General features: G+C 67.8%; 17 protein-coding genes and 1 pseudogene. 6 read left to right on the top strand and 12 right to left on the bottom strand.

Going from position 1 to position 22,514, the window contains the following annotated elements:
• The first annotated feature begins 287 nt into the window (after window positions 1-287).
• On the top strand, window positions 288-2,147 hold the full coding sequence (locus KY661_RS02155; RefSeq protein ID WP_225408592.1) for a CotH kinase family protein: 1,860 nt from the start codon (window positions 288-290) through the stop codon (window positions 2,145-2,147).
• Window positions 2,148-2,186: 39 nt separating this feature from the next.
• Here KY661_RS02155 and KY661_RS02150 read toward each other — a convergent pair whose 3' ends face one another.
• The 7 genes and pseudogenes from KY661_RS02150 to KY661_RS02120 form a co-directional block, all read right to left on the bottom strand.
• Window positions 2,187-3,119, bottom strand: a complete 933-nt coding sequence (locus KY661_RS02150) for a type VI immunity family protein (protein ID WP_225408591.1) — start codon at window positions 3,117-3,119, stop codon at window positions 2,187-2,189.
• 77 nt (window positions 3,120-3,196) lie between these two features.
• Window positions 3,197-3,901: a phospholipase D family protein gene (locus tag KY661_RS02145; protein WP_225408590.1), complete on the bottom strand. Its 705-nt coding sequence runs from the start codon at window positions 3,899-3,901 to the stop codon at window positions 3,197-3,199.
• A gap of 64 nt (window positions 3,902-3,965) precedes the next feature.
• Window positions 3,966-5,108, bottom strand: a complete 1,143-nt coding sequence (locus tag KY661_RS02140; RefSeq protein ID WP_225408589.1) for an EcsC family protein — start codon at window positions 5,106-5,108, stop codon at window positions 3,966-3,968.
• 478 nt (window positions 5,109-5,586) lie between these two features.
• Entirely contained in the window at window positions 5,587-7,008 is a 1,422-nt protein-coding gene (locus tag KY661_RS02135) for an ISKra4 family transposase (protein ID WP_225409169.1), read from the bottom strand.
• A 501-nt stretch (window positions 7,009-7,509) separates the two neighbouring features.
• A pseudogene (locus KY661_RS02130) lies at window positions 7,510-8,184 on the bottom strand (protein kinase domain-containing protein); the annotation flags it as partial.
• A 119-nt stretch (window positions 8,185-8,303) separates the two neighbouring features.
• The gene (locus KY661_RS02125) at window positions 8,304-8,840 is read right to left on the bottom strand and encodes a Uma2 family endonuclease (protein ID WP_225408588.1); all 537 of its coding nucleotides are present in this window, start codon (window positions 8,838-8,840) and stop codon (window positions 8,304-8,306) included.
• A gap of 74 nt (window positions 8,841-8,914) precedes the next feature.
• The gene (locus tag KY661_RS02120; protein WP_225408587.1) at window positions 8,915-9,280 is read right to left on the bottom strand and encodes a PspC domain-containing protein; all 366 of its coding nucleotides are present in this window, start codon (window positions 9,278-9,280) and stop codon (window positions 8,915-8,917) included.
• Window positions 9,281-9,544: 264 nt separating this feature from the next.
• Here KY661_RS02120 and aceB point away from each other — a divergent pair, with 264 nt between their 5' ends.
• A complete protein-coding gene (gene aceB, locus KY661_RS02115; protein WP_225408586.1) occupies window positions 9,545-11,164 on the top strand; it encodes a malate synthase A in 1,620 nt (539 codons plus the stop codon).
• Between the two features lie 31 nt (window positions 11,165-11,195).
• Window positions 11,196-12,482, top strand: coding sequence for an isocitrate lyase (aceA, locus tag KY661_RS02110; protein WP_225408585.1), 1,287 nt, complete (start codon window positions 11,196-11,198; stop codon window positions 12,480-12,482).
• 81 nt (window positions 12,483-12,563) lie between these two features.
• On the opposite strand, the gene KY661_RS02105 is transcribed toward aceA, so the two are convergent.
• Together KY661_RS02105 and KY661_RS02100 are read right to left on the bottom strand one after the other, a co-directional pair.
• Window positions 12,564-12,809, bottom strand: a complete 246-nt coding sequence (locus tag KY661_RS02105; RefSeq protein ID WP_075008919.1) for a hypothetical protein — start codon at window positions 12,807-12,809, stop codon at window positions 12,564-12,566.
• 85 nt (window positions 12,810-12,894) lie between these two features.
• Window positions 12,895-13,230, bottom strand: a complete 336-nt coding sequence (locus KY661_RS02100) for a hypothetical protein (protein WP_225408584.1) — start codon at window positions 13,228-13,230, stop codon at window positions 12,895-12,897.
• Window positions 13,231-13,415: 185 nt separating this feature from the next.
• Here KY661_RS02100 and KY661_RS02095 point away from each other — a divergent pair, with 185 nt between their 5' ends.
• On the top strand, window positions 13,416-13,760 hold the full coding sequence (locus KY661_RS02095; protein WP_075008921.1) for a hypothetical protein: 345 nt from the start codon (window positions 13,416-13,418) through the stop codon (window positions 13,758-13,760).
• A gap of 57 nt (window positions 13,761-13,817) precedes the next feature.
• Here KY661_RS02095 and KY661_RS02090 read toward each other — a convergent pair whose 3' ends face one another.
• Window positions 13,818-14,879 (bottom strand): polysaccharide lyase, encoded by a 1,062-nt coding sequence (locus tag KY661_RS02090; RefSeq protein WP_225408583.1) that lies wholly within the window; start codon window positions 14,877-14,879, stop codon window positions 13,818-13,820.
• Between the two features lie 247 nt (window positions 14,880-15,126).
• On the opposite strand from KY661_RS02090, the gene KY661_RS02085 reads away from it, so the two are divergent.
• Window positions 15,127-16,152: an arginine N-succinyltransferase gene (locus KY661_RS02085; protein ID WP_075008923.1), complete on the top strand. Its 1,026-nt coding sequence runs from the start codon at window positions 15,127-15,129 to the stop codon at window positions 16,150-16,152.
• Window positions 16,153-16,164: 12 nt separating this feature from the next.
• Here KY661_RS02085 and KY661_RS02080 read toward each other — a convergent pair whose 3' ends face one another.
• On the bottom strand, window positions 16,165-17,094 hold the full coding sequence (locus KY661_RS02080) for a lasso peptide biosynthesis protein (protein WP_225408582.1): 930 nt from the start codon (window positions 17,092-17,094) through the stop codon (window positions 16,165-16,167).
• A gap of 163 nt (window positions 17,095-17,257) precedes the next feature.
• On the opposite strand from KY661_RS02080, the gene KY661_RS02075 reads away from it, so the two are divergent.
• On the top strand, window positions 17,258-20,404 hold the full coding sequence (locus KY661_RS02075; RefSeq protein WP_225408581.1) for an ABC transporter substrate-binding protein: 3,147 nt from the start codon (window positions 17,258-17,260) through the stop codon (window positions 20,402-20,404).
• A 7-nt stretch (window positions 20,405-20,411) separates the two neighbouring features.
• Here KY661_RS02075 and KY661_RS02070 read toward each other — a convergent pair whose 3' ends face one another.
• Window positions 20,412-22,466, bottom strand: a complete 2,055-nt coding sequence (locus KY661_RS02070; protein ID WP_225408580.1) for a hypothetical protein — start codon at window positions 22,464-22,466, stop codon at window positions 20,412-20,414.
• Window positions 22,467-22,514: the final 48 nt, after the last annotated feature.

Raw genomic sequence — 22,514 nt, 5'->3', positions numbered from 1 at the left:
TCCTTCCTCCAAGGCCCGGATGCGCGCTTTCGGTATTGAAGCCGAGCCTCTGTGACGGCCGGGGCCTTCCTTCCATTGACGCCTCCCTCCTGGGAGGCGAGCCCGGGCACAGGTGTGCCCCGGCGTGGAAGCAAGGCGCTTCAACGACGGTATCGTGAGGAGTGGATGTAGGCAGTGTGCGCCCTGTTTGGGTAATTCATTTCCCACCCCATTCCCGAGGGCTGCCCCGCTCACTCCAGCAACCAGTGTTTCCGCCCTGGCGTAGGGCTTGCTCAGGGTGGGGGATCATGAGAATCGCACTTCTCCTTGGACTTCCTTTGTTGGTGATGGCCTGCGGGGGGCCGGCCGAGCACGGCCTCACGCAAGACCCTCCTCCCATTCACGTGGGCCCCGGGGAGGGTGATGCCCCCACGCCACCGGCCCCCAAACCGCCGGAGCTCCAACCGCCCGAGCCGGGCCCGCCGGGGGAGCCGCCGCCCCAGGGCCCGGGATCCCAGACGCCGCGTCCCTCGCCCGATCAGCCCCGCTGGCCAGCGCTGCAGACGTCCATTCCCGTCTACGAGCTGACCTTGAGCCAGGCGGATTACCAGGCGCTCCATGCGCACATCCATGATCCTCCCTCGAAGGACTTCAGCGTCCCGGGGCAGTTCACGCTCCAGGGCCGCGCGTACGCGGTGGAGCTGAGCTTCCGCGGGCGCTCCACCAAGACGGACCCGCGCGTCGTGAAGAAGTCCTGGGACGTGCGCTTCGACAAGCAAGATCGCTTCGAGGGCAAGAAGAAGAGCATGGAGCTGCTGGCGGCGTGGAAGGACAGCGGCTACCTCACCGAGAAGCTCTGGTACGACATGGCGGCGAGCCTCGGGCTGCGCGTACCGGACGCCCGCTATGCACACGTGAAGCTGCACTTGAAGCAGCCGGACGGCTCCGTCATCACGCGCTACGAGGGGGTCTTCACCGAGCTGGAGTCCATCAACAAGGACTTCCTCAAGGCTCACGGCTTCGACAGCGACAGCGACCTCTACCGCTCCGGCATGCATGATGGCGAGCTGCTCCCGCCGCCCAAGGAGCACTACCAGGAGCCCTGGGACAAGAAGACGAACGAGGAGGCGCCCTGGACGGAGCTGTGGAGCTTCCTGGAGGGCCTCAACCGCACCCCGCCGCACGCCTTCCCGGCCTTCGTGGAGAAGAACCTGGAGGTGGAGGACTACCTCACGTGGCTGGCCATGGAGGCGCTCATCGCCCACACCATGCAGGGCGACGCGCGCAGCTACTTCATCTACGACCGGGAGACGGCGAAGTGGTCTCACGTTCCGTGGGATCTCAACAACGCGCTGTCGCTCTACAACCGCACCAACGCCGTCGTCCAGGGCGTGAAGAAGACGCGCCCGCTCTTCAGCTTCACCCCCTATGATCCGAAGGTCTACGAGTTGTACGCGGAGCGCCGCACCTTCGAGGGCATGGAGGGCTTGAAGCTGGGGTGGAGCACGCTCTCCACGCGCATCTACGATGACCCGGGCCTGCGCGCCCGCTACGCCGCCCGGCTGAGGAAGCTGCTCGACACGTGGTTCACCGAGGAGAACCTCGGGCCGCGCATCGACGCCATGCACGCGCTGCTCGCGCCCTACATCCTGCCGGGTCCGGACGGCCAGGCGAAGGATCCCTATGTCAGCACCGCGCACGCCGCGCGCAGCGCCGAGTACCTGCACCGGTTCGTGCGCGAGCGCCGCGCCTGGCTCCTCGAGCACCTGAAGGACATCGAGTTCCATGGGGCCAACGCACTCGTCATCGACCGGGTGGGCCGCGACGCCTCGGGGGCCTTCTGGGTTCAGCTCTACAACCGGGCCTCGGTGCCCGTGTCCCTCGGAGGCCTCCAGCTCTCGGGCCTCTCCCGGGTGCCCGAGCAGTGGAGGCTGCCGGAGTTCTCCCTGCCGCCCGGACAGGTCATCACCTTCCGCCAAGGCGCCGTGGGCGTGGGAGAAATGCCCCTGGGCGCGACATTGGACCCCAAGGCTCCCGAACTCTCGCTCTACTCGGCGGACGGGCTGACGGCCCTGGATCTGCTGTGGTTGGCGCCGCTGAAGCCGGGTGAGGCCTACGGGCGGCTGCCGCGAGGAGCGGAGACCTTCGGTCCCCAGCAGGGCCCGTAGAAGGCCCGTCAGGCGAGAGGATGGGCACCTGAAATGGCCTCAGGTGCCCCATCCTCTCTTTATTTTGAAACGGTGCATCCAGCGGCGTTCGAGCGCCTCATCAATGAGCCATGAGGTGCGCTCCTCATAGAAGTAAGGCTCAAGCACATGGGCGAGAGCACGGTAAGGCGTCATGTCGTCACCTGATTGCGCATCTCCAAGCAAAGGCCATTCTCCCAGACGGATACAGAGCCGCTCCCCCTCCAGCGGCTCAAGGGAGATACCGGAAGGAAGACACTCCCGAAGGGATTCCGTGCCTCCCAGCTGGCCCAACAGAGGTTGGCCCAGAAAGGTAAGCCAATAAGCTCCTCGCGCACGGGTGCCGATGGACCGGGCAGTAGGACGAAGGTTGTAGACATCCAGCCCCGGGCAGAGAAGGCAGAGTTCGTGGAGGGCCTTCTTGGCAGGACTGCGCAGACCACCGGGGGAAATACAACCCAGGCCCGCATAGCCAAAGCTCAAGGGCAATTCTGCCACCATTTCGAGCGCCAGCGCCCTCACTGCACCAGGACCATGCTTCTGCAGAAAGTCGGTGGCCAAGGTGAAAACCACCGCGCTGACAGCCTCCCCGTTGTCCTTCCAGGCAGGGGCATCGAGCCATTTACCGGAGTACTCCACACTGTAAGCGCCCACCTCCTCATGACTTTCCTGCAGGCGGACCTCGCTCCCCGTGGGCCAAGGCGTTTCGAGGATCTCCTCGCGGACAGACGCCCAGCCCTCGTCCCCAAGAGGGTCCCACTTCCCATCCGGCTTGACATACCACGCCAGCGCATCAGGGGGAGTGGCGCGCCGGTACGCCTGCAAGGCACGCCACACCCCTGCCGCTATTTCTCCATGCGAGCGCCTCATGAAGAAACAGAAGACCAACCCATCACGCAGTACCACCCGGCCGCGTTCATCACGGATGCGGAATGAAGGCAAGTGGATGGTCACCGGATGCCTCCTACCGGCGAGTTTCAGAGGGGTTGGCTTCCTCAGAGCAGGGGCCGATATGACCAGGTAGTACTGGATTAGCTTAACAGTGAGTAGCAATCACGGCACAGCGGCTTGCGCATAGTGGCAGAGCAGGTTTTGCCACATGCATGGCAGTATTTATCCTCATAATCTTCATTTTCATAACGAGCCCATTTTTCGAAATCCTCAATACAGTAGGGCCGACTCACATCAAGAGGGATGGAATCTCCGCATCGAAGGCAATGCCCCTGTCTATGCACTCTCGCAGAAGTAGCCGCCTTTATAGACCTGGAACTCGGATCACGTTGCCGACGGGCTCCCTCAACCATTCGGACTGCTTCAAAATGTCGCTCAAGAGAATCCAAATAACTCTCAAGCTGACGCATGAGCTTGTGATCGTTCTCAAAAAAGATCCCAGCCTCAAAACTGTTTTCTCCAGAGCCCGACACGAAGTTCATCGATGTTACAATGGCGGCATTCTCACTGCGATAAATCTTAGAATGTAGACGGTCTATCATACGAAGCAAGACACCGGCCTCACCAAGACGGCGAAGCCAATCTGCATTGCGGTACTCACTGAATTTATCTCGACGAAAGACTAACTTTACCTCCACCTTACGGTCTATCGCGGCAGACTCAAGCTGCCTCACGAAATCATCAGTCGGAGCGATATAGGGAGAGACAATAACCAAGTTACTGCGAGCTTCCGCATAAATAGCACCATCAGCCAACAACCGAGGCTCGCTTCCAAATAATCCCATCAGTCCATTCCGCGTTCAGCAAAAGAAAACACCACGAAAAACACCGCGCGAGACAGAGACATCTTCAAGCGGCGGTTCTCCGAGCCGCAGGAATATCAAAAACACCACCGCTCAGATTCATTGCCGCCGCGATGGCGCGAATGGCCTCTAGATAGAATTCATCACAAGCGGCTTCTCCTAGAGCAGCAGCGCGGACAAGAAAATCCACCAGCGCAGCCGCCACCTTGGCATCAACTTTGGGAAGAGTTGGCGCGAAGTCTTCTACCTTTCGATCAAACCATCCATCGAGCTCAAAAACCTGTTCATCGGCTAGCGAAAGAAAATTTTGCGTATAACGAAGGGCGTTCATCTGATCTTCATCCCAACCTGCTCTTTTAGGGGTCTCCATCACTACTATGAGCGATTGCAAAACAACCAGTCTCGGGAATTCTTTATCGGCTGCATAGAGGCGAAGAAGTGGCTCCATCAAAAAGCCACGGCGGCGCATTTGACGTTCCGCGACCGTAAGCATGGACTTGGTGAATGCATAGTTAGCAGCGGCGGAGATAGGAATACCAATACCAGGAACCAGGACTCGCATCAAAGCCTTCTCAGTCAGCTTTCTGGCAATGGCCGTACCAGCCACCTTGCTGATGAGTTCGACCAGTACAGCCCGGACGCCACTTCTCAATAACCTCCGAACATTATACTGAATTACTTTGGGGCCCACAGCCTTGAGCAAGTTGCCACCCAGTTCAGACAATTTGATACCAAGCGCGTTCAAAAATATGAGGTAACAATCCTCTGCGTCACCCAAACTCAAGGGCGCCCGGTGGATGACCGATAGGTCATAGGCAGTGCGAAGTTGAAGCCGGGTTGTGAGTCCAATATCCGCCATGACCAACGCAGCGATGCCTCCCACTGCAAGAGGGGCACCTGGAGTGGGCAAGGCCAACTCCATCCCCGTGACTGCAGCTGCACTCACGCCTCCGGCGAGGCTTGCATACTTACTCGCAAGAGAAATCGCCTTTGCCGCCTGATTATGCGGACCTGCTCCTGGGTACTTTTGGCGAATGTAAGCCGCATCCACCTTTTGAGCGTGCTCCTTTAATATCCATTGCACGAAAGATAAGAACCATCCTCCCGACTTGAAGTCCTCGAAGCTTGTGCCACGAAAATGAAATTTAAGATCTTCATACTCTTGCCGCACATCATCCTTCATCGACATTGAATGCCCCCTTGAATGCGGTCTCAAATGAACGCCAGAATGAACAAGTGCACCGCTAGACTGCGCAACACAAAACTCTCCGTTAAATCACATCTATCCAATCACCCCTTTGTCTTTCATGGTGAACTGGATGTAGGCTCTCTTGGCGCAGCATAGATGGGGTAATAGCAACTTCCCTTCCATTCATACCCCGTCTTTTCGCAGGGAGGCTCAAGGTTGGCGACCTGAATCCAACAGCCTCCGTTGAGCGATACCTGTGCCTTGCCGCCGCACTTTCCGGCACCGTCCGGTCTGAGTTGTCCTGGCAAGGGACGTTTCGGCATGTCCAGTTTCAAGCCAGACAATGACTGAGGAACACCTGCTCTCTGTATCGGTTCCTCGAACACCAAATCCGCTAATCCTGCCATCCCTCCATCGCCAGCGTTGCTCCGGACAAATTCCGGCCGGGCCCATGAACCGGGTCTGGCTCCCATCCTGATCAAGCGACAGCTTGGACGAGGGAGCGCAGAGGGGCGAGCGCGAGTTGCATAGCGGGCTGCCAGCGGTCACTGAGCACCAGAGAGCGCAAGTCGAGGATGTGCTGGCCTGACGGCTCCTTCCAGCGGGAGCCAGGACGTTTCATGCGCAGGGCCACCAGCGACTTGCAGGCGGCCTCCACGGTGCCGCTGCCAATGGGGAGCCCGCGTTGGCGGGCGGGTGCGTAGCCCATGCGCCCCCCGTGGTTCTCCAGGTAGGTAATGGCGTCGTGGACAGGCTTGGCTTCACCTGCCGTCTGCTGCCGCTTGCCACTTGCGTGCAGTTCGGTCAGCACTTGCCACACCGCCCCAGGCCGGTTGAGCAGCGAGAGCTTCCAGCGCTCAATCACCGCGGGAGCCAGTCCTCCGTGAATGAGCACGGCGGCCAAGCCCAGCTTTTCCATCAGGTGCCAGAAGTCCACCAGAGGCACCACCTGCGTGGCCTTGGGTGCGTGCGCTGCCAGCGCCTGGTCCAGCAGGTTCATCATCTCCGGGGCACCATCGGTGAGCACCACCACGGGCATCAACCGCTGTGCCAGCACTGCCTGGACGTCTTGCGCCATGCGCTGCGCCAACTGCTGAGCATCTCCTTGCGGCATGCGCCCGTAGCGCAGCGTCTTGAGGACCTGCCCTTCCTTGTCATGCAGCGTCACCGTGCCCACGTACGCCATGCGGAAGGCCCTCGTCACCGGACGCTTGGGAGTTCCCTCGCGGGGACGGCCGCGAGCCTTCTTCCGCGGCTCCTCCATGGGCACGCTCACCCGGTCCAGGCTCACACTCACGCTGTGCGCCTCCGGGGGCACCTCCAGCACCTGGGCCAGGGCCGCCTCCACCCGCGGCCTCTGGCGCCCGTACACCTCGCCCACTGCGTGGCCCACTCGCTCGAAGCTGCTACGGCTGTAGGGCAGCCTGCCCAGCGCCTGGGCCGTGCTTTGTGCTTCTCGCGACGTGCCGCACGCCATCAGGTGCGCCATCGCTGCGGCCGTCTCCGGCAACCATCCCTCCTCCACCACTCCGGCTCTCAGGCTGACAGGGTCTACTGTCGGCCCGTTTCTCACCCCTACCTCTCGGTACAGGCTGCGCTCTACTTCGACCGGCCCTTGCCTCGTCTTGTACGTCGCCTCGTACCGGCCGACTCGCGCGTAGCGCTGGCCGTCGATGAGGACTTGGGGCGCGTCGAGGTCGAGCACTCGAAGCAACCTCCGCTTCAGCTCCCGCTCGCTCTCTTCCACTCCCGCATTCACTCCCTGCCACGCCTCATCGAACGCCGTCATGTCCCCGGCCTGGGCTCCCTCCACTCCCCTCTGGGCTCTCTGGAGCGTCTGCTCCAACTGTTTCACCACTTCCTCGAACCCCTCTGGCACTTCGATGGTGACCTTCGGCATTCCTTCTCCTCCTCTGGCCACACTACCCACCAGATTCTCTGGACTTTGTCCAACGCTCAGGATCGGATCCAGACCCCATGAACCCTGCGACTGCTCACGGCTGACCTGATCCACCGCCAAAGCCAGCGTAAGACACGCAGCAACCGCAGTACACCCGACCAACAACCTCTCCAACGGGGTCTGCGGTTGCAGAACTCGCTCCGTAGGTGCGTTGGCGCGAAACTGTTCCTGAGCGTCCCTTCGCTCTGCCTTTGCATTGACAGCAGCGTCCTGAACTTCAACGATTTGTGCCCGCTTTTGGGGTCTTCTGCACGGACGATGGCCGAGCACATCAGCCTTCACAACGTTTGCGGGCGGCCACCTTGTGAACGGTTCCGTCTCCCACAAGAAAAGCCGCTGATCGGCATCTGCCCCCGCCTGCTCCGTCAGGTGTTCCAGTTCCTTGGCCAGTTTTTCAGCGGTGCCACGAGCCTGCGGACGAACAGAGAGCATGCGCGCGATGATAGCGCTGAGTTGCCCCTCCAAGCGCGGGTTGCGCGCTTGCGGAGGTTCCGGCCCTGCCCCCTTTCCCTGCCAGAGGCCCGCCCTGTCCAACCGTGGGTCCACCGGCGGCGGATACGCGTCCGTGACCAGCCGGTAGGCGGTCATCCCCAGCGCGAAGACGTCATCTGGGGGCCGTGAGACGTAGCGGTCTGGCGAATGATGGCTCAGGGCGAACCGCCAAGCTTCCGGGCTGCGGTAGGCCGCCGTGCCGGGCGGGAAGCTGTGCCAGGTCAAGGGGGCCGCTCTCGCCGTGAGGCTGGAGCCGAAGTCCACCAGGAATGCCCGGCCATCTTCCGGGCGCACCAGGATGTTGTCCCCCTTCACGTCCCGGTGGACCCCTCCCGCCGCATGGGTGGCCGCCAGCGCCCGGGCCACCTGTGCCAGCAACCGCATCACCTGCCGCGAGGTGGGATTGCGTGCCGAGGACCAGTCGTACAGCGGCGTCCCCTCCACCCACTGCATGACGAGAAACGGATGGAGGCGGTCTCCCAAGGCCCACACGCCGTGAGCGTACAGCGCGGGCACGTTGGGGTGCTTCAGGCGCGAGAGCAGCGCCACCTCCCGCTCGAAGCGCGGATCCCTCGGGTGCAGGGCGAGCTTGAGCGCCACGGGCCCGGCCTCTTCGTGCCCCACCCGCTCGGCCCGGTAGACGGCGCCGTAGGCGCCCCGCCCTCGGAAGCCCACCACCCGCCAGCGCTCCACCTGCGTCCCGGCGGGGAGCGCCGCGGGGTTCAGCTCCGGAGGGTACGGCCCTATCCGGCCCACAAGGCGCTCAGGTCCCACGTCAGCGCCTCGAACGGCGCCGCCTTCACCGGGCCTTGCCCCTCCCACACGTCGAGCAGCAACCAGGAGAACCCCTCGAAGAGGTACACCTCCAGCGTCCGCATCCCGGGGTGCACCAGCCACACATGGCCCACGCGCCCCAGGCCGTACACCAGCATCTTGTGCCCCCGGTCCCAGGGCTCCGTCTCGTCGGACAGCACCTCGCAGGTCCAGTCCGGCGTCAGCGTTACCCCCGCGCCCGGCCCAGGCTCCGTCCATCGCTCCCGGCGCCAACCCACAAGGTCGGGCACCACACGGTCCTCCTCGAGGTGCAAGGTCACGTCCTTCCGCAGGACCCAGGCCCCGGCTTCCCCCGCGAGCCCTCCTTCGGAGAGCACGTCGAGAAGCCGCCCCTGCGTCTGAACTTGCAGCGGCCCCGGTGGAGGAAGGAGGACCGGAATGCCTCCGAGGATCTCCTCCACCGGAAGAGGGCGGGGGGACGGCGTGAACGGCGAGTCATCGGACATGCCGCTAGCATGCCCCCTACCCATCACGTCTTCAAGAATCTCGACAACCCCTCAGGGCAGGTGCGCGCCCGGCGTCAGATGCGGCGCTCGATGCGCGAGGCGGGCGAGCGGACATTCTGCGGCGGGCTGAAGGCGTCCATCACCCGCTGCGCGGGGCTCTTGCCCATCGCCGACGGTGGCGTGAGGGCCCACAGCACGAAGTACACGAGCAGCGCCGAGCCGCCCGTGAAGGCCAGGGCGATCAGGAACGCCACGCGCACCAGCGCCACGTCCAGCCCCAACCGCCGCGCCACCGCCCGGCTGACCCCGAACAGTTTCCAGCCCTCGCCGCCCCGGTGAAGGGGCTCCGCGCCCGGCCGCCAGGTGCTGCAGTTCCAGCACCGGGCCCCGTCGCCTCGCAGCTCCATCTGGCAGCTTCCGCAGCGGTTCACCGTGTCCACGACTGCTCCTTTCACAGGCCCCTCGGTCCCACCCCAGGGCCTCCTCTTTTTCCCTACGTCTTTCCAGGCCAACCCATTGCCGGCCGCGCACCTCGCGGCTGTCCCCGGGGACGCCTTGCCGTTTACAAATTTAATGCGCACGCTGTTAACAGGCTTACCTGGCAGGCAGGCACCTCTCACCGTCCCCCTTCCTGAACACTCTGGGCGGGCCCACTCTTTAATCCGTCGGCCGAATTTACAACGCATCCTGTCAGGAGTTTCACAATGCGCGACCCGGTGTCCTCCCCCAAGCCGCCCACCTTTGGTGCCGGTGTGGTTCTGCGCGGCGCCTGGTTGCCTGACTACACCCCGGTGCTGACGCCCGAAGCGGTGGCGTTCGTGGCCACGCTCGTGCGCGCCTTCGGGAAGACGCGGGACACCCTCCTCGCCCAGCGCCAGGAGCGCCAGAAGGCCTTCCAGCGCGGCGAGCGGCCCCACTTCCTCCCGGAGACGAAGGCCATTCGCGAGGGGGACTGGAAGGCCGCGCCCCTGCCCAAGGATCTCCTGGACCGGCGCGTGGAGATCACCGGCCCGGTGGACCGGAAGATGATCATCAACGCCCTCAACTCGGGCGCCAACGTCTTCATGGCGGACTTCGAGGACTCCAACAGCCCCACCTGGGACAACGTGGTGCGCGGCCAGCTCAACCTGATGGACGCCGTGCGCGGCACCATCACCTACACGGCGGAGAACGGGAAGCACTACGCCCTGAACGACAAGCCCGCCGTGCTCTTCGTCCGCCCGCGCGGCTGGCACCTGCCGGAGCGCCACCTGGAGGTGGACGGCAAGCCCGTGCCGGGCTCCCTGTTCGACTTCGGCCTCTTCTTCTTCCACAACGCCAAGGCGCAGCTCGAGCGCGGCACCGGCCCCTACTTCTACCTGCCCAAGCTGGAGAGCCACCGCGAGGCCCGGCTGTGGAACGACGTGTTCCTCCTGGCGCAGCGGGAGCTGGGCCTGCCCCCGGGCACCATCAAAGCCACCGTGCTCATCGAGACGCTGCCGGCGGCCTTCGAGATGGATGAGATCCTCTACGAGCTGCGCGAGCACTCGGCGGGGCTCAACTGCGGGCGCTGGGACTACATCTTCAGCTTCATCAAGAAGCTCCAGGCGGACCCGGCCTTCCTGCTGCCCGACCGGGGGCAGGTGACCATGGACAAGGCGTTCCTGGATGCCTACTCGCGGCTGCTCATCCAGACGTGCCACCGCCGGGGCGTGCACGCCATGGGCGGCATGGCGGCGTTCATCCCCATCAAGGGGGACGCGGCCGCCAACGACGCGGTGCTCGCCAAGGTGCGCGCCGACAAGCTGCGCGAGGTGACGAACGGCCATGACGGCACGTGGGTGGCCCACCCCGGCTTGGTGGCCGTGGCGCGCGAGGTGTTCGACACGCACATGAAGGGGCCGAACCAGCTCGGCGCCGCGCGCCCGGACGCGCAGGTGGGCGAGAAGGAGCTGCTCGCCGTGCCCCCGGGCAGCCGCACCGAGGAGGGCCTGCGCCACAACCTCCGCGTGGGCGTGCAGTACATGGCCGCCTGGATGGGCGGCTCGGGCTGCGTGCCGCTCTACAACCTCATGGAGGACGCGGCCACGGCGGAGATCTCCCGCGCCCAGGTGTGGCAGTGGATCCACCACGGGGCCACCCTGGAGGATGGGCGCAAGCTCACCCCGGAGCTGTTCCGGCAGGTGTACGCCGAGGAGATGGACCGCCTGGAGCAGCAGGGGGCCCTCGCGAAGAGCGGCCCCACCGCCCAGGCGCGCGAGCTCTTCGAGCGGCTGTCCACCGCGCCCACCTTCGAGGACTTCCTCACCCTGCCGGCCTACGAGGCACTGAGTCCGCAGTCCTGACGTTCCCACTCTCACACGCGAGGAGTTGAGCATGTACGACGCGACGCCGATGACCCCTGATTCGTCCCCTCACGCGAAGCTCCACGCGCGGCGCTTCGAGGGAATCCAGCGCAACTACACGCAGAAGGACGTGGAGAAGCTGCGCGGCTCGCTGCAGATCCGCCACACGCTCGCCGAGGTGGGCGCGCGGCGGCTGTGGGAGCTGCTGCACACCGAGGAGTTCATCAACGCCCTGGGCGCGCTCACCGGCAACCAGGCCGTGCAGATGGTGCGCGCGGGGCTGAAGGCCATCTACCTGTCCGGCTGGCAGGTGGCGGCGGACGCCAACAGCGCGGGCCAGATGTACCCGGACCAGAGCCTCTACCCGGTGGACAGCGTGCCCACGGTGGTGCGCCGCATCAACGCCGCGCTGCGCCGGGCGGACCAGATCGAGTGCGCCGAGGGCCGCACGGACCGGTACTGGTTCGCGCCCATCATCGCCGACGCGGAAGCGGGCTTCGGCGGGCCGCTCAACGCCTTCGAGCTGATGAAGGCGATGATCGAAGCGGGCGCCGCGGGCGTGCACTTCGAGGACCAGCTCGCCAGCGAGAAGAAGTGCGGCCACATGGGCGGCAAGGTGCTGGTGCCCACCCAGCAGTTCCTCCGCACGCTGACCGCGGCGCGCCTGGCCGCGGACGTCATGGGCGTGTCCACGCTGCTGGTGGCCCGCACGGACGCCGACAGCGCCAAGCTGCTGATGAGCGACGCGGATCCGTATGATCACGCCTTCATCGACCCGAAGGGCGGGCGCACCGCGGAGGGCTTCTACCGGCTCAAGGGCGGCGTGGAGTGCGCCATCGCGCGCGGCCTCGCGTACGCGCCGTACGCGGACCTCGTGTGGTGCGAGACGAGCACCCCGGACCTGAAGCAGGCGAAGCAGTTCGCCGAGGGCATCCACGCGAAGTTCCCCGGCAAGCTCCTGGCGTACAACTGCTCGCCGTCGTTCAACTGGAAGAAGCACCTGGACGACGCCACCATCGCGAAGTTCCAGCGGGAGCTGGGCGCCATGGGCTACAAGTTCCAGTTCGTCACGCTGGCGGGCTTCCACGCCCTCAACCACTCCATGTACGAGCTGGCCCGGCAGTACAAGGACGGCGGCATGGCGGCGTACTCGGCGCTGCAGCAGCGCGAGTTCGGCGCGGAGAAGGACGGCTACACCGCCACGCGGCACCAGCGCGAGGTGGGCACCGGCTACTTCGACCAGGTGGCCGAGGTCATCTCCGGCGGCTGCTCCAGCACGCTGGCGCTCACCGAGTCCACCGAGACGCACCAGTTCTAGGCAAAAGGCTCGCGGCGCCTCGCCCGCCGGGTTCCCCCCGGTGGACGGGCGCCGCGTTGTTTTTGGCAAACCGCGAGACGGCTACTTGTTCTCTTCCAGGTCGTCCCGGTCGCTGTACTTGTCCCACTGACCCGTCTGGCGGTCTCCCGAGCCATCGTAGGGCGGACCCACCTCGGTGCGCTGCCCGCCGTGCTGCTCGGTGATGTCGTTCAGGTGTTCCTTGCGCCCCTCGGCGGGCACCCGGTCCCCATCCTCGTCCGGATCCTTCTGCTTCGCAGGATCAACGGGGATGCCCACGTTGCGGTTCATCCACTCCTTGGGATCCATTGGCTCGCTCCTCTCGCGTGCAACTTCTTCCCCAAAGATGGGGATGGATCGCCGGGGAGCAGCCAGTGCCCGCTTGCCCGCTTGCTCAGTTCAGCAGCGGGGGCCGGGTCCTCGGGGGCGGCGGACGGGCCTCCATCATCTCCAGCCCTTGCCGCGTCAGGAGGAAGCGCACCACGCCGGAGCCCCGCTCGGTGTCGATCTCGGCCTCGAACGCGGGGCCGGTGATGCCGCCCAGGTGCACGTCCTTGCGCAGGTTGTGCACCTTGCCGGAGATGAGGTCTCCGGCCACCTGCCCCACCGAGTCCCCCTTCCGGTACAAGTCGTACGCCGCCTGATGCAGCGTCATCGCCAGCGTGGGCGTGAGGGGCTGGGTGCTGAAGAGGACCGACAGCAGGGTCCAATACGGGGGGGCGTCATCCATCGCCCTCATCCTAATCAAGCCCCGCGCCGCACGCGTGGCTCTCTTCCCATACCGCCGTACGCGGAGGGGGCGGCAGCCGGGCAACCCCCTGGAAAAAGGAAGGAAGCAACTTCGCGCCCACCTGGGCGATAATGGTCTGGGAACCCGATTCGTGATCCAGCGCCGGGTCTGTCCCTGGAGGAGCCATGCACATCAACAACCTGGGTGGACCCAAAGGCGCCGCGACGGCCTCTCTGAACCGCCCCGCCGCCCCTGCCCGCTCCAGCTTCGGCGCGCTCGTGTCGGGCAGCACCTCCGCGGCGGCCCCCTCGGCCCCCACCGGGACGAACATCCTCTCCCAGACCATCTCCGCCCAGGGCACGCCCGGCGCGGGCTTCGGCGCGCCCTACGCGGCCGCCGGTGGCCCTCAGTCTGCCGCCGAGCAGGAGGCCCTGCGCGACCTCATGAAGATGTCCCTCATGTCCTTCGTGAGCACCTCCTTCAACATGAATATGAACCGCCCGAAGATGGAGTTCTCCTCGGAGGAGTAGCCGGGCGCGGTTCCCCCGCACCTGCGCGACCCACCCCCCCGCGGGGCACCTCGCGGCTCAGCCCCGGCGGCGGGAACGGCCGCGGCCCAGCAACCCCAGCAGTGCCACGAGCGCCGTCAGCGGGCCCCCGGTGGTGGAGCAGCCGTGGGAGGAGACCATCTCCTCGGAGATGCCCGGCACCGAGGGGCTCACCGTCCCGGGCAGGCCCGGCGTCACGCCGGAGGAAGTGTCCTCGGAAGGCAGGCCCTCGCCGGGCTCCGTCTCCGGCACCTGGACCACCGGCGGCACCTCGGGCTTGGGCTGCTCCGGCTTCGGCTCCTCTTCCGGCGCGGGGGCGGGAGGAGGAGGCGGCGGCGGCATCACGTCCTCGAGCGCCGTCGCCTGGATGAAGCCATCGTGGTAGACGACGCCGGTCTCCTTGATGGTGTCGCTGCGGTACAGCCCCAGCTTCATGTAGCTCTTCATCCCCTCGTACATCGTCGCGAGGACTTGCTTCTTCAGCGCCAGCTTTCCGTTGTGCCACAGCTCCACGAAGCCCACCTTCGGGTCCGGTGACCACTTCACGTGGAAGATGAACTCGTGCCAGACGCCGCGCGTGAGGGGTGCCTTCCACGGGGTGATGCTGTCGGTCAGCGTCAGCCGCATCTCCTCGCCGTAGACGAAGAACTCCACCGGCGGCGAGCCGCAGCACCCGTCGTGGTGCCACTGCGTGAAGACCTGCCACGTCTTCGCGCTGGGGAAGTCCGGCGCGAACATCACCTTCCACCGGTAGTAATACTCCGAGCCCACCTGCTCGTTGCTCAGATACACCAGCTCGTTGCGGTTGCCGCTGGAGTCGATGGGGTCATCGCCCTGCTTCACCGTGGCCTTGAGGGCATACCGCCCCTCGCTCACCGGTGACGTCACCACCGCCAGCCGGTCCGCCCGGACCATCTGCGAGCCCGAGTACTGCGAGTGGTCACCCGTCTCGAAGTCCCCTCGCCAGACGACGCCCGCCAGCGCCGGTCCAGACACCAGGATCACCGCGAGCCACCCCATGTGAAGTCTCAAGAATCGATTCCTCAAGATTTGTATGTCCGCCAACGAATCCGGGCACCCTAACCGAAAATCACGTTTCATTCCTGTCACACATCTGCGCCGCCCCCTCGGTCCCAGAGCGTGGAACCGGTCAAGGGCCCGGCCGGTATGAAACATGTTTCAGATGGCTCATGACGCACCACGCCTTCCGTGCGGACAGCGGAGCGCCCCCTGCCACCGTCCGCCTTCAACACGGGCGGGCAGGCAAGGGGCTGACGAACCCCTGGCCTGGTGTATGGTCCGTCCCCCCCTTCGCGGTGCCCCCTCCTGGGGCATCCCGGGTGAACCCATGCTTGTCCTGCGCGACGTCCAGAAAAGCGATCTTCCTGGCCTCAAGCGCCTCGCCGCGGTGCTCAACACCGTCAACCTCCCCAACAACGAGGAGACGCTGTCGGCCATCATCGACAAGTCGGTGAAGAGCTTCGCCGGCAAGGTGAAGAACCCGTGGGAGCGCGAGTACCTCTTCGTGCTTGAGGATGCGCGCAACAGCACCCTCATCGGCACCTCGATGGTCATCGCCCAGCACGGCACGTATGACGCGCCGCACATCTATTACGAGGTGAGCGAGCGCGAGCACTACTCGGCCTCCATCGACCGGCACATCCGGCACAAGGTGCTCTCCATCGCGTACAACTACGAGGGCCCCACGGAGATTGGCGGCCTGGTGGTGGATCCGCCCTACCGCGCCACGCCGGACAAGCCCGGCAAGCAGCTGTCCTACGTGCGCTTCCTCTTCATCGCCATGCACCGGCGCCTGTTCCGCCCGCGCGTGCTCGCCGAGCTGCTGCCGCCGCTGCTTCCCGACGGGCGCAGCCTGCTGTGGGAGGCATGCGGCCGGAAGTTCACCGGCCTGTCCTATCAGGAGGCCGACCGGCTCAGCCGCCAGAACAAGGAGTTCATCAAGGAGCTGTTCCCCGCCTCCGACATCCACGCGGCGCTCTTTCCCGCGCGCGTGCAGAAGGTGCTCGGCGAGGTGGGCCCCCAGACACGCGGCGTGCAGCGGATGCTGGAGCGCATCGGCTTCCGGTACATGGAGCGCATCGATCCGTTCGACGGCGGGCCCCACTTCGAGGCCGACGTCTCGGAAGTCACGCTCGTGCGCCGCTTCCGCACGGTGAAGCTGGCCCCGGAGGACTTCGAGCGGGAGGGCGATGACGTGCTCGTCGGCTTCGAGTGGGAGTCCGGCCGCAACCGCTTCCGCTCGGTGCGCACGCAGGCGCGCCTGGACAACCAGCTCATCTTCCTGCCCGCCAAGGCCAAGGAAGTGCTCGGCGCGCCCGCCGGCGCCAAGCTGTCCGTCATCCCCTTCGAGTAGCCGTCCGCGCGCTCAGGGCCGCCGCACCACCCGGTGCGTGCCCCGCAGCAGCGCCAGCCACCGCTCGCCCGCCTCGCGCGGCGAGCCCCGGGGGTCCACCAGCGCCAGCGGCAGGTGCGTCTCCGGGCGCACCGCGTCCAGCGAGGTGGGATCCAACTCCAGGAGCGCCCCGCCGGCCAGGGCCACGCGCACCCACGCGTGCGGCCGCGCGGGGCCCCCATCCACCGCCAGCAGGCCGTGCACCAGCGCCACGTGGTGCCCGCGCGCCCGGGCCTCCGCCGCGAAGCGCAGCGCGTGGGCCAGGCACCCGCCCGCCTCGCCCTCGCCCCCCTCGCGCCAGTCCGCCGCCCCCGGCCCCTTCTCCGGAAAGGCCGCATGCACCTGCTCCGACAGGGCCCGCGCCGCGCCGGCCTCCCACGCCGTCATGGCGGGCAGCCGCTCCGGCACCGGCCACGCGGGCACGAAGGCGAGCGCCCCCGAGCGCCCCTCCACGGGCACCCCCTGCGCGAAGAGCTCCGGCGGAGGACGCAGCTTCTCCCCGGGCGCCGCCCGCGTGAAGCGGGACTCGCCCACCTCCAGTTCCTGGAGCCACCCCCGCGCGTCGTAGCGCGCCCGGAAGGGGACGCCCAGCAGCGTGCCCTCCGCCTCGGAGCCGTTCGCGGCGGTGAGGCAGTGCGGCCCCTCGCGGCCCGTCAGCTCCTCGCGGCCCGTGACACAGCCATGACGCGGCGGCCCCCGCCACAGCCACAGCGCCTGGGGCACGCTCCGCGCGCCCTCCACCTGGCCTTGCGCGTCCAGCCGCAGCGTCACCTCCCGCTGGCGCTCGCCCACCTGGCCCGCGCGCGTGTGCAGGTGGCGCGAGACATAGGTGAAGCGCCCCGCGGACCGCCTCAGCGTCACCCTCCCCACGGGCACCCCGCGCCAGGCGAAGAGGTAACTCATGGCGTCCTCCCCCTCCTGGGGCGCGGAGGACCCTCCCCCCCTCGGAGGGGCAGACGTGGCAGGTAGGGGCAGGAGCAAGGCGCAGCAGAGGCTCAGCCCGGCGCCCAGGCGCGCAAGGATTTGAGGAACGGGGCGGCAAGGCAGGCTAGCGTCAGGTCCGCGCATGGGAGCCAAACGGTACCTCTTCGGCTTCGGACTTGTCGGGGGGCTTGTCTCCGCGCTCCTGCTTGGCACGGTGCTGCGCACCCTGGCGAACGTGGAGCTGGGGACGAGGGGCTGGCTGTGGCTGCTGGTGGCCACGCCGCTGCTCTACCTCCTGGGCGGGTGGCTGAGCTGGTTCACCTGGGCAGGCTACCGGGGCCGCATCCGCCGGCGCGTCATCACCCAGCTGGCCGAGGGGGACCTGGCCATCGCCACCTCGTCCGAGTTCGAGGGCCGGGAGGATGTGCGCCGCCTGCTGTCGTCCCTGCGCCGCGCCATCTCCCAGGTGCAGCGGGTGACGGCGAACATGCACCGCACCAGCACCAGCGTCTCCGAGCAGGTGCGGATGCTGCTGGAGGCCGCGCGGCGCCAGGGCCAGGCGGTGGACCACTCGCTGGAGGCGGTGTCCCATATGGGCGAGAGCCTCCAGGCCGCCGGCCAGCGCGTGGCGCAGATGGACACCTTCGCCCACGACACCACCAACGCGCTGGTGGAGATGACCGAGCGGCTGCAGCAGGTGGGCTTCGCGCTCTCCAGCCTGGATGAGTTCGCCCACCACACCAGCGGGCTGGTGCAGGTGATGAGCGAGCGGCTGGACAACATCGCCGCCGCGGGGGACGAGCTGGCGCTGTTCGCCAACGAGGCCGAGCGCTTCGTGTCCGTGGTGGGCTCGGGCATCGAGGCGGTGCGCCGCCGCGCCAACGAGACGAACGCGCTGGCCCAGGCCGTCACCGCCACCGCCCAGCGCGGCGAGGAGCTGGTCAACGACAGCGTCAAGGGCATGTACCGGGTGAAGGAGACGGTGCGCCGGGCCGCTGAAATCGTCGAATCGCTGGGCACGCGCTCGCGCGAAATTGGCCGCATCGTGGATGTCATCCAGGAGATCGCCGACCAGACGAACCTCCTGGCGCTCAACGCCGCCATCATCGCCGCCCAGTCGGGCGAGTACGGCCGGCCCTTCGGCGTGGTGGCCAACGAAATCCGGGGGCTCGCCGAGCGCTCGGCGCGCTCCACGCGGGAAATCTCCTCCCTGGTGACGGGCGTGCGCGGCGAGGTGGACACCGCGGTGGCGCTCGTGAAGGAGGGCCGGGACCTGGCCACCGAGGGCGCCCAGCTCGGCGACCGGGCGGCCACCGCGCTGGTGGAGATTCGCACCATCACCCAGCGCACCTTCACGGCGGTGGAGTCCACGGTGGAGGAGACGCGGCGCCTGGAGCAGCAGGGCTCCACGGTCATCGAGGCCAGCCAGCGCGTGGCCTCGCGGGTGGACGATGTCACCCGGGCCGCCATCGAGCACGCGGGCCAGGCGCGGGAGCTGGTGCGCAAGACGGGGGAGATGGCGCGCCTGGCGCGCGATGCCTCGGAGAAGGTGGAGGGCCAGGCGCGCGCCGGCAACATGCTGTCCGAGGCGGTGGTGCGGCTGACCGCCGCCATCGACGGCATCCGCAAGGCGCACGCAGTGCTCACCCGGGGAGAGGTGTCCATCCGGGACGAGGTGAGCCGCGTGCGGGAGGATGCGCGGCGGGTCATCCGCAGCGGCGACGAGCTGAGCCGCACGGTGGACCAGCTCGGCCACGAGACGGTGAGCCTGGAGTCCGAGGTGTTCCGCTTCCGCCTGCCCCAGCCGCGCGCCGGGGGCACGCTGCGCGTGGGCATCCACCAGGCCGCCGCCCTGCGCGCCCGCCTGACGTTGGATCCGCTCTTCGCCGTGGAGAACCAGCTCGCGGAGCTGTGCGCGTGCGTCTTCTCCAACCTGCTGCGGCTGGAGGACGGCGTGCTCGTGCCGGACCTGGCCGAGCGGTGGGAGATGGATGCCGCGGCGCGCATCTTCCGCTTCTCCCTGCGCCGGGGCGTCTCCTTCCATGACGGGACGGCGCTGACGGCGTACGACGTGAAGCGCCACTTCGAGCGGCTGCTGGACCCCATGGTGCGCTCGCCGGACCGCTCGCTTCTGGAGGACATCGAGGGGGCGCACGCCTTCACCGCCGGCACCACGCGCGACGTGAGCGGCCTGCGCGTGCTCAACGAGGGGACGCTGGAGATCCGCCTCACGGAGCCCAAGGCCTTCTTCCTCCACCTGCTGGCGCTGACGCCCACGGCGGTGGCCCGGCTGGACTCGGACGGCAAGCTCCACGGCACCGGCCCCTACCGCCTGGAGCAGTTCGAGGCGGACCACATCCACATGGCGCGCAACCCCACCTACTTCCGCCACGGCATGCCGTGGGTGGACCGGCTCGAGTTCCTGCTGGTGGAGTCGCGGCAGGAGGCGCTCGAACGGCTCCAGGATGGCCAGGTGCAGTTCGTCTCCTTTCTCTACGCGCAGCAGGCCCAGTCCCCGGGCATCGAGGACCTCCAGACGGTGGCCAGCTCCACGCCCTCCACCGCGTTCGTGGGCCTCAACCTGCGCGAGTCGCTCTATGACGACACGCGCGTGCGCCGCGCCATCCGCGCGGGGCTGGACATCCCCTCGCTGGTGGAGCAGTTCCACCCGGGCGCGCGCATCGCCCGGACGCTCACGCCCCCGGAGCTGCTCCAGGGGCTGGAGCCGGGCCCCCTGCCCGCCCCGGACGTGGAGCGGGCCGGGGTGCTGCTGCGCGAGGCCGGCGTGCGCTCGGTGCCGCTGACGCTCTACTACCCGGCGGGCCGGGACACCTCCGAGGAGGACGCGGTGCTGTTCCGGCCGCTCGTCGAGGCGGGGCTGCTGGAGCTGCGCCACGTGGAGCTGCCCTCGCAGGACTACACCGCGAGGCTTCGCGCGGGGCGCATCCCCGCCTTCCGCACGCTGTGGATCGCCGACTACCCGGACCCGGACAACTTCCTCTACTTCCTGCTCAACTCGAACGCCCAGAACATCTACCCGCTGGGCTACCACAACCCCGCGCTGGACCGGCTGACGTCCGAGGCCCGGGTGTCCATTGATCCGGACCTGCGCCACCAGCTCTACCTGCGCGCCGAGGCGCTCTTCGACCAGGACTGTCCGCTCATCCCCCTGTACCACGACCGCATCTACGCGGTGGCGAGCGCCCCGGTGCAGGGGCTGCGGCTGCACATGACGCCGCCCCAGGTGCGCTTCGAGGACCTGTGGCTGGACTCCGGCGGGCTCCGGTAGCCCGCCCTCAGGGCTGGGCCCGCCGGGTGCCCGCGAGGCCATGCCGCTGGGGCCAGCCGCGCGTCTCGGCCACGCCCTGGAGCCCCAGGCCGAACGCCTCCAGCCGCCAGGTGCCCTCCCGCTCCAGCAGGACGTAGAGGAAGTTCCCCACGTGCGTGGCCCCCGCGACGCGCGGCTCGCCCTCCAGCGGACACACCGCCCGCTCACGCCCTGCCGCGAACAGCTGAAGATAGGTGCGGGTGGGGCCGCCATCCGGGGTGATGTCACTGAGCGTGCCCACGCCGTTCCCGCTCACCAGCGAGGCCTCGTGCAGGAGGACCTCCGCCCCCGGCGCGGACACGGGCACCTCCCAGCGCGTGCCCCCATCCTCGGCGCTCAGCGCGCGCAGCACGAGCTGCGCCGTGCCCGGCGCGCACGGCGGGGCCCCTCCGTCGCAGGCCGTCGCGAGCGCATAGCCGGTGCCCTCCAGCAGGAGCGTGGGCTCATCGAGGGGCACCCGCTCCTCCCACGGCACGGGCACCGGGGCCCCGCCATCCGTGCTGGCGAAGGTCCGCGCCCCCGAGAACAGCCAGCCCCCGGCCACCGCCAGCGACGCGCCCGCATCCCCGGCCTGCTCCAGCACGGGCACGGTGACGAAGCCCGGGCCGCCATCCTCCGGCTCCGCGAACACCACGCGCCCTCCGCCCTCGGCGCTCAGCACCACCCGGCCCTGAGCGTCGAGGGCCACCCGGGCCCCGGGCCCTCCAAACCCCTCCACCGGGCCGGCCTGGAGCACCCCGCCATCCCTGCCGAGCCGCACGAGCGCCGGCGGCACGCCGTCCACGAGCGCCACCACCTCCTCCCCGGCACTCACCGCCGTGCGGCCCACGCCCGTGGACGGCACGCCCCCATCCAGCGCCTCGCCCAGCGGGGCCTGCCACAGCCGCTCACCGGGGCTGGCCAGGGCGTAGCGCTCCAGGCTCCCGGGCTCCTGCACCAGCACCCCCGCGCCGGACACGGCCAGCAACGTGCGCGCCCCGCCATCCGGGTAGGGCGCCTCGAAGCGCTGCAGGCCATTGCCCGTGAAGGAGACGAGCCGGCACCCCGCATCCCCGTCACACACCGAGGCGAAGAGCGCCCCATCCTGGGACAGCAGCACGGGCCCGCCGTCCTCCGCCACGGGCGCTCCGCCCAGCGGCGCGGAGAACTGGGCCACGAGCGCTCCCGGCGGCGGCCGGGCACACTCGCCGCCGCGGCACCGGCCCTCGTCCTGGCAGGGCGTCGCCGGCGCGCACAGGAATCCCTCCGGTGTGGGCAGGGTGCGGCAGCTTCCCAGGAGGCACAGGTTCGCCGTCTTGCAGTCCGTGGGGCCGCACACCGTGTAGTCGGCGGCATCCGTCTCGCCGCAGCCCTCGTCGCGGCGGCACACGCCCACCTTGCAGGGGTTCGCCGGCTGCGGGCACACCACGTTCGACCTCACGCACCCCTCGGTGGGCGAGCACGCATCCACCGTGCACGGGTTGTCGTCATCACACGTGCGGGGCGTGCCCACGCACTCGCCCGCCCGGCAGCGGCCCCGCTCCTGGCACCGGCTGCTGGGGATGCAGTCCGTCCCGTTCGGCGCCAGCGTCTCCACGCACGCGCCCGGCTCCAGCTCGAAGCGGGACTCCCGGCACTGCGCCGAGGGCACACAGGTGAGGGGCCGCACCCCCTCGCCCCGCAGCGCCACGGACTCCACGCGGCTGCCGGCCACGAGCGTCAGCGTGCCTTGCGCCACCCCGCTGCCCCCGGTGAACACCACCTCCAGCGCCACGGAGCCGCCGCCCGGCACGGACACAGGCTCCGGCACCACGGCGAACGGGGCCCCGGCCGACGCCGTCACGCGCGCCTCCGAGCGTCCGGTGCCCAGCAGCGTCACCGTCCTGCGGACCTGGGTGCCCTCCAGCACCCGGCCGAAGTTCACCTCCGTCTCCTGGGGCCGGAAGTCTCCGCGCGAGGTGCCGAGCCCGGGGCCCTCACACCGGCAGGCACCGGAGAACACGAGCGCCACGAGGAGCAGGAACCAGGGCCGTGTGCGAAGCATGGGCGGACTTAACCAGCTTCGGGCCCCCCCCTGAAGGGGAAGCCGCGC

It is taken from the genome of Allostigmatella hybrida, assembly GCF_020103775.1.
Lineage (GTDB): Bacteria > Myxococcota > Myxococcia > Myxococcales > Myxococcaceae > Hyalangium > Hyalangium aurantiaca.
Note: the sequence above shows the minus strand (reverse complement) of the source record. Positions and strands in the feature narration are given on the sequence as shown.

What these genes read in the sequence shown, in the direction of transcription:
- KY661_RS02155 (WP_225408592.1), top strand. Translation starts at nt 288, where the DNA reads ATGAGAATCGCACTTCTCCTTGGACTTCCTTTGTTGGTGATGGCCTGC.
- KY661_RS02145 (WP_225408590.1), bottom strand. Translation starts at nt 3,901, where the DNA reads ATGGGATTATTTGGAAGCGAGCCTCGGTTGTTGGCTGATGGTGCTATT.
- KY661_RS02140 (WP_225408589.1), bottom strand. Translation starts at nt 5,108, where the DNA reads ATGTCGATGAAGGATGATGTGCGGCAAGAGTATGAAGATCTTAAATTT.
- KY661_RS02135 (WP_225409169.1), bottom strand. Translation starts at nt 7,008, where the DNA reads ATGCCGAAGGTCACCATCGAAGTGCCAGAGGGGTTCGAGGAAGTGGTG.
- KY661_RS02125 (WP_225408588.1), bottom strand. Translation starts at nt 8,840, where the DNA reads ATGTCCGATGACTCGCCGTTCACGCCGTCCCCCCGCCCTCTTCCGGTG.
- aceB (WP_225408586.1), top strand. Translation starts at nt 9,545, where the DNA reads ATGCGCGACCCGGTGTCCTCCCCCAAGCCGCCCACCTTTGGTGCCGGT.
- aceA (WP_225408585.1), top strand. Translation starts at nt 11,196, where the DNA reads ATGTACGACGCGACGCCGATGACCCCTGATTCGTCCCCTCACGCGAAG.
- KY661_RS02105 (WP_075008919.1), bottom strand. Translation starts at nt 12,809, where the DNA reads ATGGATCCCAAGGAGTGGATGAACCGCAACGTGGGCATCCCCGTTGAT.
- KY661_RS02100 (WP_225408584.1), bottom strand. Translation starts at nt 13,230, where the DNA reads ATGGATGACGCCCCCCCGTATTGGACCCTGCTGTCGGTCCTCTTCAGC.
- KY661_RS02095 (WP_075008921.1), top strand. Translation starts at nt 13,416, where the DNA reads ATGCACATCAACAACCTGGGTGGACCCAAAGGCGCCGCGACGGCCTCT.
- KY661_RS02090 (WP_225408583.1), bottom strand. Translation starts at nt 14,879, where the DNA reads ATGAAACGTGATTTTCGGTTAGGGTGCCCGGATTCGTTGGCGGACATA.
- KY661_RS02085 (WP_075008923.1), top strand. Translation starts at nt 15,127, where the DNA reads ATGCTTGTCCTGCGCGACGTCCAGAAAAGCGATCTTCCTGGCCTCAAG.
- KY661_RS02080 (WP_225408582.1), bottom strand. Translation starts at nt 17,094, where the DNA reads ATGAGTTACCTCTTCGCCTGGCGCGGGGTGCCCGTGGGGAGGGTGACG.
- KY661_RS02075 (WP_225408581.1), top strand. Translation starts at nt 17,258, where the DNA reads ATGGGAGCCAAACGGTACCTCTTCGGCTTCGGACTTGTCGGGGGGCTT.
- KY661_RS02070 (WP_225408580.1), bottom strand. Translation starts at nt 22,466, where the DNA reads ATGCTTCGCACACGGCCCTGGTTCCTGCTCCTCGTGGCGCTCGTGTTC.